The sequence below is a fragment of the Streptomyces sp. NRRL S-495 genome (assembly GCF_000966955.1).
GTDB classification, from domain to species: Bacteria; Actinomycetota; Actinomycetes; order Streptomycetales; family Streptomycetaceae; genus Kitasatospora; species Kitasatospora purpeofusca.
Window position 1 is genome coordinate 1 of record NZ_JZWY01000923.1, and the last position, 9,321, is coordinate 9,321.

At 73.9% G+C, this 9,321-nt stretch carries 9 protein-coding genes; 8 read left to right on the plus strand and 1 reads right to left on the minus strand.

The window, feature by feature from the left end; translation table 11 throughout:
- The 4 genes from VR45_RS36225 to VR45_RS36240 form a co-directional block, all read left to right on the plus strand.
- Nucleotides 1-1,471 (plus strand): alpha/beta fold hydrolase (locus VR45_RS36225; RefSeq protein WP_045944178.1); only part of this gene is annotated, 1,471 nt, incomplete at its 5' end.
- 74 nt (nucleotides 1,472-1,545) lie between these two features.
- The gene (locus VR45_RS36230; RefSeq protein ID WP_045944179.1) at nucleotides 1,546-2,316 is read left to right on the plus strand and encodes an SDR family oxidoreductase; all 771 of its coding nucleotides are present in this window, start codon (nucleotides 1,546-1,548) and stop codon (nucleotides 2,314-2,316) included.
- A gap of 96 nt (nucleotides 2,317-2,412) precedes the next feature.
- Nucleotides 2,413-2,832 carry an ester cyclase gene (locus tag VR45_RS36235; RefSeq protein WP_030398551.1) on the plus strand — a complete coding sequence of 140 codons (420 nt, stop codon included), beginning with the start codon at nucleotides 2,413-2,415 and terminating at the stop codon, nucleotides 2,830-2,832.
- A 116-nt stretch (nucleotides 2,833-2,948) separates the two neighbouring features.
- The gene (locus VR45_RS36240) at nucleotides 2,949-3,359 is read left to right on the plus strand and encodes a nuclear transport factor 2 family protein (protein WP_045944180.1); all 411 of its coding nucleotides are present in this window, start codon (nucleotides 2,949-2,951) and stop codon (nucleotides 3,357-3,359) included.
- Nucleotides 3,360-3,424: 65 nt separating this feature from the next.
- Here VR45_RS36240 and VR45_RS36245 read toward each other — a convergent pair whose 3' ends face one another.
- Nucleotides 3,425-3,853, minus strand: coding sequence for a TipAS antibiotic-recognition domain-containing protein (locus VR45_RS36245; protein ID WP_045944181.1), 429 nt, complete (start codon nucleotides 3,851-3,853; stop codon nucleotides 3,425-3,427).
- A gap of 279 nt (nucleotides 3,854-4,132) precedes the next feature.
- Between VR45_RS36245 and VR45_RS36250 the strand changes: the two genes are divergently transcribed.
- The 4 genes from VR45_RS36250 to VR45_RS36265 form a co-directional block, all read left to right on the plus strand.
- On the plus strand, nucleotides 4,133-5,812 hold the full coding sequence (locus VR45_RS36250; protein WP_045944182.1) for an ABC transporter substrate-binding protein: 1,680 nt from the start codon (nucleotides 4,133-4,135) through the stop codon (nucleotides 5,810-5,812).
- Nucleotides 5,813-5,899: 87 nt separating this feature from the next.
- Nucleotides 5,900-6,820 (plus strand): ABC transporter permease, encoded by a 921-nt coding sequence (locus tag VR45_RS36255; protein WP_286163625.1) that lies wholly within the window; start codon nucleotides 5,900-5,902, stop codon nucleotides 6,818-6,820.
- A gap of 6 nt (nucleotides 6,821-6,826) precedes the next feature.
- Complete coding sequence (locus VR45_RS36260; RefSeq protein WP_078897277.1) at nucleotides 6,827-7,768, plus strand: ABC transporter permease; 942 nt, start codon at nucleotides 6,827-6,829, stop codon at nucleotides 7,766-7,768.
- Nucleotides 7,765-9,321, plus strand: a 1,557-nt coding sequence (locus VR45_RS36265) for an ABC transporter ATP-binding protein (RefSeq protein ID WP_045944184.1), incomplete at its 3' end; no start/stop codon positions are given. The genes VR45_RS36260 and VR45_RS36265, both read left to right, overlap by 4 nt.

A 9,321-nucleotide genomic window follows, 5' to 3' on the forward strand; every position in this document is an offset into this window, starting at 1 on the left:
GGCCGAGGTCAGCGGCATCACCGAGCACCTCACCGAGGCGGACCTCCGCCGGGCCGCGCGGGCCGGACTGCGGCCGATCCCCACCGAGCGCGGGACGGCCCTGTTCGACGCGGCCGAGCGGGTCGACGCCGGCTTCCTGGTCGCCGTCCCGCTCGACCTGGCCGCCGTCCGGGCGCAGCGCGAGGTGCCGCCGCTGCTGCGCGGGCTGGTTCCGCCGGCCCGGCGCACCGCGGGCGCGGCGTCCCCGGCCGCCGCGGCGCCGACCCTGCTGCCCCGGCTCGCGGGGCTGGGTGAGGAGGAGCGGGTCGCGGCCGTGCTGAAGCTGGTCCGCACCGAGGTCGCCGCCGTGCTCGGCAGCGAGCCGGGCGCGGTGCCGGCGGGGAAGGCGTTCAACGACCTGGGCCTGGACTCGCTGTCCGCCGTCGAGCTGCGCAACCGGATCACCGCCGCCACCGGCCTGCGGCTGCCCCCGACGGTGACCTTCGACCACCCTGACCCGACCGAACTCTCCGTCCACCTCTCGGAGTTGATCTCCCGCGCCGGGGACGAGCCGTTCGCCGTGGCGACCGCAAGCGCGGGCACCGGGGGAGCCGGGGAGGTGGAGGACCCCAGGAACCCGCTGTCCACGCTCTACCGCCGTCTCGCGGCCCGGGGAAGCTTCCCCGAGGCCTCGGCACTGATCGGCGTCGCCTCGAACCTGCGGGACAGCTTCGGCGCGGAGGAACGGGCCGAGCGCGCGCTCAAGCCGATCCGACTCGCCACCGGGGACGGCGAGTTGGCCGTCGTCGCCTTCCCGGCGCTGAGCGCGATCTCCGGCCCGCACGAGTACGCCCGGCTCGGCCACGCCTTCGAGGGCGAGCGGGACGTCTTCGTCGTCCCCTCCCCGGGCTGGGACCAGTCCGACCGGCTGCCCGACAACATCGACACCTACCTCACCATGCAGACCGAGACCGTGCTCGAACTCCTCGACGACGAACGCCCGTTCGTCATCGTCGGCCGATCGATGGGCGGCTGCGTCGCGCACGCCGTCACCGAGCGGCTGGAGGCGCGCGGCCGGTCGGTGGCGGGCCTGGTCCTGATCGACTCCTACCCGATCGACAGCGCGGCGCGCGAGGGCATGGGGGAGTGGTGGCTGCACTCGATGCTCGGCGGCATGATCGACCGGATCGAGCAGTACGACATGGTCTGGAGCGACGCCAGCCTCACCGCCATGGGCGGCTACAACAACGTGTTCGCGGGCTGGCAGCCCGCGCCGCTCACCGCGCCGATCCTGGCGCTGCGGGCGGACACCCCGCTGCGCGGCATGGTCGTCGACACCACGGAGCGCGAGGACTGGCGGGCGTACTGGCCCGTGCCGCACGAGGTCCGGGACATACCCGGTGACCACTTCACCGTGCTGGAGCACCAGACCCCGACGACCGCGGCCGCCGTCCGGCAGTGGCTCGAAGGCATCGAGCGGCCCGCGTCCTGAGCCGCGCAGTGCGAACTCCCGAGGGTGCCGCGAGAGCTGCGGGCACCACCGATCCCCTGAGGAAGGAAACAGGCATGACCCACCCCGTAGTACTGGTCACCGGCGCGGCGTCGGGCATCGGCGAGGCGACGACGCGGCTGTTCGTCGAGCGGGGCCACCGCGTGGTCGCCGTGGACGTCGACAAGGCGGGCCTGGACGCGCTCGCCGGCCTCGACGGCGTCGTGACCCTGGCCGGTGACGTGTCGTCGGAGGAGACCAACGTCCGCGCCGTCGCGCTCGCCCAGGAGCGGTGGGGGCGGCTGGACGCGGCGGTCCTGAACGCCGGGACCGGCGGCGGCGGGCCGCTGGAGGCGCCGGGCGCGGTCGACCGCTTCGACCGCCTGTTCCAGGTGAACGTGCGCAGCGTGGTGCTCGGGATCCGCGCCGCCGCACCGGCGCTGCGGGAGGCCGGCGGCGGGGCGATCGTCGCCACCTCCTCCGTCTCCGGCCTGCGCGGCGACCCGGGGACCTGGGCGTACAACGCGACCAAGGCGGCGGTGATCAACCTGGTCCGCGCCACGGCCATCGACTACGCGGCCCAGAACATCCGGATCAACGCGATCGCGCCCGGCGGCACGGTCACCGGTCTGACGGCCGGCCAGGTCGCCGACCCGGAGTTCTCGGCCTTCATCACCCGCCGGATCCCGGCCCAGCGCTGGGGGGCGGCACGCGAACAGGCCGAGGTGGTCTGGTTCCTGGCCTCCCCGGCGGCCTCCTACGTCACCGGGGTCACCGTCCCGGTCGACGGCGGTCTGAGCGCCAACGGCGGCATCCTGCTCCCGCCGCCGGCGGCGCCGTCCCGCTGAACCGCGCCCGCACACGCCCCACCAGCACCACCGATTTTCCGTTCCACCCCGTTTTTCCGCCTACGTTTTTCCGTCTACCGAAGAGAGCGAGAAGCCATGAGCATCGAGGCGAACAAGGCCCTGGTCGAGCGGTACTACCACGAGCTGGTCACCGGCCAGCGGGTCGAGCTGCTGGAGGAGCTGGTCGCCGAGGACGCCGCCGACGAGACCCGGGTCGGTCCGGGCGGCAGCGGCACCCGCGCGGACTTCGAGGAGCACCTGCGCTGGCTGTGGCAGAACGTCCGCGACGTGAAGGCCACCGTGGAGGACCTGGTGGCCGAGGGGGACCGGGTGATCGCGTTCTGGCGGATCGAGGGCACCCACGTCGGGCCGATCTTCGGCGTGCCGGCCACCGGGCGGTCCTTCGTGGGCCACAGCATCAGCTGGCTCACGGTGCGGGACAACAAGGTCGTCCGCTACAACGTGCTCCCGGACCGCCTGGGCATCGTCCAGCAGCTGGCCCCGGCCATCGTCTGACCCTCCCCTCCCGACTCGGGCCCGGCCGCTTCCTCTCCCCTTCGGCCGGGCCCGGCCCCGTTCCACCCACCCACCCATCCACCTGTCGAACCACCACAACCCTCAGGAGCCCGCCCATGACGACCGGCCCGACCCCGGCCGACGCCGAGGAGCTGCGCCAGCTGCTCGCCCGTTTCTCGCACGCCTTCGACAACGCCGACGCGCAGGCGCTGGCCGAGGTGTTCGCCGAGGACGGGGTGATCGAACTCACCCGCACCGGCGCGGTGTTCACCGGCCTGGAGAAGATCCGGGTGTTCGCCCGCGACCTGGGCCCGGAGCACCCGGACCACCAGACCCTGGACTCGGTGTTCACCGTCGACGAGGACGGCACGGTCCGCGGCCGCAGCCGCTACCTGGCGATCCTGCCGGACGGCAGCGTCCACAACGGCGACTACTTCGACGTGTACACCCGCACCCCGGACGGCTGGCGGATCGCCCACCGCCGCTCCGTCCCCCGCTACCCGCGCCAGCGCCACCACCGCGACTGACCTCCCGGCAGCACCACCCGGCGGGTGCGCCCGGACGACGGTCCGGGCGCACCCGCCGACGCACGTCACCGGCCGGCGTCGCCCGACCGCACCGGAGCCCCGGCGCCCGTCCCGGGGGCGAACCCGGTCCCCTGCTCGGCGAACACCTTGATCGCGGCACCCAGGAATTCCACCAGCCCGGGGTGGTAGGAATCGTGGAACGCCCTCATGGCCTCGTCCTCGGCGTAGAAGAGCGCCATGCCGACGTAGGCCTCCCGGGAGGGGGTGTAGAACCGGCAGGCGATGTCGAAGTGCCTGCGGACGAGTTCCTGGACCTCCCCGTCCCCGGGCCGGGCGCCGGCGTTCAGGCAGGCCGTGATCTCCCGGTACAGGACGTCCCAGTCCTGGTGGACCCGGGCCCTGTCCACATGCTCCCAGTCGTTGGTCCCGGCAAGGCTCTTCGCCTGCTCCTCGGCCAACGACCGGCGACACTCGTCCTCGTAACTGTTCCCCATGGCACCGATTCCCGTTGTACCTCTACCTCTCCGGTGGATTCCCGAGAGGCCGCCGACATGTCGACATCGACCGACCGTCGATGATCAACTTCCGGTCCACGCGGAACGGTGACAGACAGCCGCCGGGGCGGCAAGCCATTTCTCGGCGGGAGGACCAGGACCCCGCCCGGAGGGCCTAAGGGTGCGCTAGGGGTCCGGTAGGGGTTCGCCGCCGTCGGCCCGTCGATAGCGTCCCGGTATTCCTCCCACCGCCCCTCGTACCCCGACGGAGTCACCAGCATGGCCATCACCGGGCCCCGGCCCCTTCCGCTGCTCGCCGCCCTCACCGCCGGGGCGCTGCTCCTGGCGGGCTGCAGCTCCGGCACCGGCTCCGGCTCCGGTGCAGCCGCGACGGCCGGCGCCGCCGGAATCGACGAGAAGCCGGTCCAGGGCGGTGCGCTGACCTACGCCACCGACGTCGAGCCGATCTCCTTCGACATCCACGTCAGCCAGCAGGACATCACCGGCGCCATCCAGCGCAACGTCTTCGACTCGCTCGTCCACCAGGACGACAAGGGCGAGTTCCAGCCCTGGCTGGCCAAGTCCTGGGAGATCGCGCCCGACCTCAAGAGCTACACCTTCCACCTGCGCGAGGACGTCAAGTTCACCGACGGCACGGTCTTCGACGCCGAGGCGGTGAAGGCCAACTTCGACCGGATCGTCGCCAAGGAGACCAAGTCCCAGTACGCGGCCAGCCTGCTCGGCCCCTACACGGGCACCGAGGTGGTCGGCCCGCACACGGTCAAGGTGTCGTTCTCCGAGCCGTTCGCGCCCTTCCTCCAGGCCGCCAGCACCGCCTACCTCGGCTTCTACTCGCCGAAGGCCATCAAGGAGAACGGCTCCAAGCTCGGCGCGGGCGGCCCGGCCGACGTCGGCACCGGCCCGTTCGTGTTCACCGGCTACACCAAGGGCCAGAGCGCCGTCTTCACCCGTAACCCGGACTACAACTGGGCGCCGCCGAGCGCCAACCACCAGGGCCCGGCCTACCTGGAGAAGCTCACCATCCGCTTCCTCACCGAGGACTCGGTCCGGGTCGGCGCGCTCAGCAGCGGACAGGTGCAGGTCGCCGAACCGATCCCGCCGGCCGACGTGCGCACCGTCCAGGGCGACCCGAAGCTGCGCACCATCGCCACCGACGCGCCCGGCGCCAACTACGCGCTGGTGCTCAACACCACCAAGGCGCCGCTGGACGACCCGAAGGTCCGCAAGGCGGTGCAGCGCGGCATCGACCTCGACACCGACATCCAGTCCGTCTACTTCGGCGTCTACAAGCGGGCCTGGAGCCCGATCGCGCCGAGCACGCCGTACTACGACAAGTCGCTGGAGAAGTCCTGGCCGTACGACAAGGCCGCGGCCGAGAAGGCGCTGGACGAGGCCGGCTGGACGGCCCGTGACGGCGAGGGCTACCGCACCAAGGACGGCAAGCGGCTCTCGCTGGAGTGGCCGCTGCCGCCCGCCGAGTACGTGCGCGAGCAGCGCGAGACCCTCGGCCAGGCGATCCAGGCCGACCTGAAGAAGATCGGCGTCGAGATCACCCGCCCCCGGCTGGACATCGGCACCTACATCGCCAACGTCTACGGCGGCAAGGAGCACATCGCCGACTACAGCTGGGCCCGCTTCGACCCGGACGTGCTGCGGCTCTACTTCCACAGCGCCAGCAAGCCCTCCACCGGCGGCCAGAACGCCACCTTCTACCAGGACGCCCAGCTCGACGAGTGGACCACCACGGGCAAGGGGACGTTCGACAAGGCCGTCCGCCAGGACGTCTACACCAAGACGCAGCAGCGCGCGATCGAGCTCGGGCTGATCGTCCCGCTGTACGTGCGCACCGCCGTGGTCGGCACCGCCGCCAAGGTCCGCGGGCTCACCGCCGACCCCAACACCTGGCTCGCCTTCCACGGCGCCTGGATCGCCAAGTGAGCACCGGAACCACCGGGTTCGCGGAGCCGGCGGTCACGCCAGCCGGCGGCCACGCCGGCGCCGGCCCGCAGCGGCGCCCCGCGCCTGCTGCGGGCCGCCGCGCGGCGGCTGCTCGGCGCGGCCGCCGTCCTGCTCGGCGCCGCCACGGTCGCCTTCGCGGCGCTCCAACTGGTCCCCGGGGACCCGGTCACCGTGATGCTCGGCCCCGGCACCGCCGCAACCCCCGAGGTCAAGGCGGCGATCCAGGAGCAGTACGGCCTGGACCGGCCGGTGCCCGTGCAGTACCTCACCTACCTCGGCCACCTGCTCACCGGAGACCTCGGCGAGTCCTACCAGTTGCAGCGTCCGGTCGCCGACCTGATCGGCGACCAGCTCGGCCCGACCGTCCAACTCGGCGCGGCCGCACTCGGCCTGGCCGCCCTGCTGGCCCTGGTCGCGGCGGTCGGCACGGCCGGCCGCCGGCCCGCCCTGCGCGCGCTCAGCTCGCTCGCCGAACTGCTCGCCGTCTCCAGTCCCTCGTACTGGATCGGGATCCTGCTGCTCACCGCGTTCTCGTTCCAGCTGCGGATCTTCCCGGTGGCCGGGGACGACGGTTTGGCCGCGCTGGTGCTGCCCGCCGTCACGCTGGCCCTGCCCGTCGCCGGGATGCTCGCGCAGGTGCTGCGCGAGGGACTGGAGACGGCGCTCGGGCAGCCGTTCGTGCTCACCGCCCGTTCCCGGGGCGTGGGTTCGGCCGCCGTGGTGCTGCGGCACGCGCTGCGGCACGCGGCGGTGCCGGTGGTCACCCTCACCGGCTGGCTCACCGGATCGCTGCTCGGCGGGGCGGTGCTGGTCGAGTCGGTGTTCGGCCGGCCCGGCATCGGCGCGCTGACCCTCCAGGCGACCACCAACAAGGACCTGCCGCTGGTGATCGGGCTGGTACTGCTCTCCGCCCTGGTCTTCGTGGTGATCTCCACCCTCGTCGACCTGCTCTACCTCGTTGTCGACCCACGGCTGAGGACCGACTGAACCGCCATGGCCCACACCACTGTTGAACCAGCCCACGGTCCCGACGCCGGTCCAGACGCCGCGCCCTCCAAGACGCCGGAAGCCCCGACGGCGGCAGCCCCGGTCCCGGACGTCCCGGCCCCGGTCGCGTCCGCCCGTCGGCGGCCCCCGCTCACCCTCCTCCTCGCCCTGGCCGCGCTCGCCCTGCTGCTGCTCGCCGCGCTCGCCCCCGGCCTGCTCAGCTCCGCCTCACCCATCGAGACCCACCCGGCGGAGGCGCTCACCCCGCCCGGCGCCGCGCACTGGTTCGGCACCGACCAACTGGGCCGCGACCTGTTCGCCCGCGTCCTGCACGGCGCCCGGCCGTCCCTGCTGCTCGGCCTCGGCGCCACCGTCTTCGCCATCACCGGCGGCACCCTGCTCGGCCTGGCCGCCGCGCTCGGCGGCCGCTGGGCGGACCAGGTGCTGATGCGCCTGGCCGACGTGCTGCTCTCGCTGCCGCCGATCCTGCTCGCCCTGCTCGCCGTGACCGTGCTCGGCACCGGCTCGCTCAATGTGATGCTCGCCATCGCGATCGCCTTCGTGCCCGGGTACGCCCGGATCGTGCGCGCCGAGACCCTGGTGGTCCGCCGCTCCGGGTACGTGGAGGCGGCGGTCGGACTCGGCCTGCCGCGCCCGCTGCTGATCGTCCGGCACGTGCTGCCGAACGCCGTCGGACCGATGCTGGTGCTCGCCACCGTCGGCTTCGGCACCGCGCTGATCGCCGCCGCCGGGCTCAGCTTCCTCGGCCTCGGCCCGCAGCCGCCCAGCCCCGAGTGGGGCGCGATGCTCTCCCAGGGGCGGCGCTTCCTCGCCACCGCCTGGTGGGTCGGCGTCTTCCCGGGCGCCGCGATCACCGCGACGGCCCTCGTCGTCAACGTCCTCGGCCGCCGCGCCCAGGCCCGCTTCACCCGGAGGACCGACGCATGACGCACCCCGCCGCCCCCGGCGTCGCCGCCCCGGTGGTGCCGAGCACCCCGACGCCCCTGCTCTCCGTCGAGGGCCTGGACGTGCGCTTCGGCCCGGTGCACGCCGTCCAGGACGTCTCCTTCGCCCTCGACCGGGGCGAGTGCCTGGCCGTGGTCGGTGAGTCCGGCTCCGGCAAGAGCGTCACCGCCCGCACCCTGGTCGGTCTCACCGGCGCCGGCGGTCGCGTCCCCGCCGGCGTCTCCGCCCGCCGGCTCGCCTTCGACGGCCTCGACCTCGGCACCCTCACCGAGGCCCAGTGGCGGGAGGTGCGCGGGCGGCGGATCGGCCTGGTCCTCCAGGACGCCCTGGTCTCGCTCGACCCGCTGCGCACCGTCGGCGCCGAGATCGCCGAACCGCTGCGCGTCCACGGCCTCGCCACCCGCGCCGAACTCCCCGCCCGGGTACGCTCCCTGCTCGAACGGACCGGCGTCCCCGAACCGGAACGCCGCGCGGCCCAGTACGCCCACCAGTTGTCCGGCGGCCTGCGCCAGCGCGCCCTGATCGCCTCCGCGCTCGCCGCCGAACCGGACCTGCTGATCGCCGACGAGCCGACCACGGCCCTGGACGTCACCGTCCAGGCCCAGGTCCTCGACCTGCTCGACGAACTCCGCGGCCGGGGCACCGCCCTGCTGCTGATCAGCCACGACCTGTCGGTGGTCGGCCGCCTCGCGGACCGGGTGGCGGTGATGTTCGGCGGCCGGATCGTCGAGACCGGCCCCGCCGAGCGCCTGCTCGCCGAACCGCGCCACCCCTACACCCGCGCCCTGCTCGCCGCCGTCCCCGGTGCGCGTACCCGGGGTACCCGGCTCGCCCCGGAGCCGGCCGGGCGCCCCGCCGCCGCCCCCGGCGGCTGCCCCTACGCGGCCCGCTGCGCCGCCGCCGACGACACCTGCCGCAGCACCCTCCCGCCGGTCGACGCGCTCGGCGCCCGCTGCTGGCACCCCACCGCCGCCGCCACGGCGGTTTCCTCGCCCTCCCTCTCCTCGCTCACCGTCTCGTCGCTCACCGTCCGTGAGCCCGATCCGGCCCCGGCCGCCGGTGACGGCCCGGAGGCCACCCCGCTCCTCGACGTCGACCGGATCGGCCGGTCCTTCGCCGGCCGCCCCGTCGTCCGGGACGTCTCCTTCCAACTGCACCCCGGCGAGACGCTCGGCCTGGTCGGCGAGTCCGGCTCCGGCAAGACCACCACGGCCCGGATCGTGCTCGGCCTCGAACGCCCCGACACCGGTACCGTCCGGCTCGACGGCCGCCCCTGGAGCGCGCTCACCGAACGGCGCCGACGGCCGGACCGGCTGCGCGTCCAGGCCGTCCAGCAGGACCCGCTCGGCTCCTTCGACCCGCGCTTCACCGTCGAGCGCCTGGTCGCCGAGGCGGTCGCCCGCACCGGGGTCCCGCGCGGCGAGGCACGGCGTCGCCGGGTCACCGAACTGCTCGACCAGGTCGGCCTGCCGGCCGCCCTGCTCACCCGCCGTCCGACCGAACTCTCCGGCGGCCAGCGCCAACGCGTCTGGATC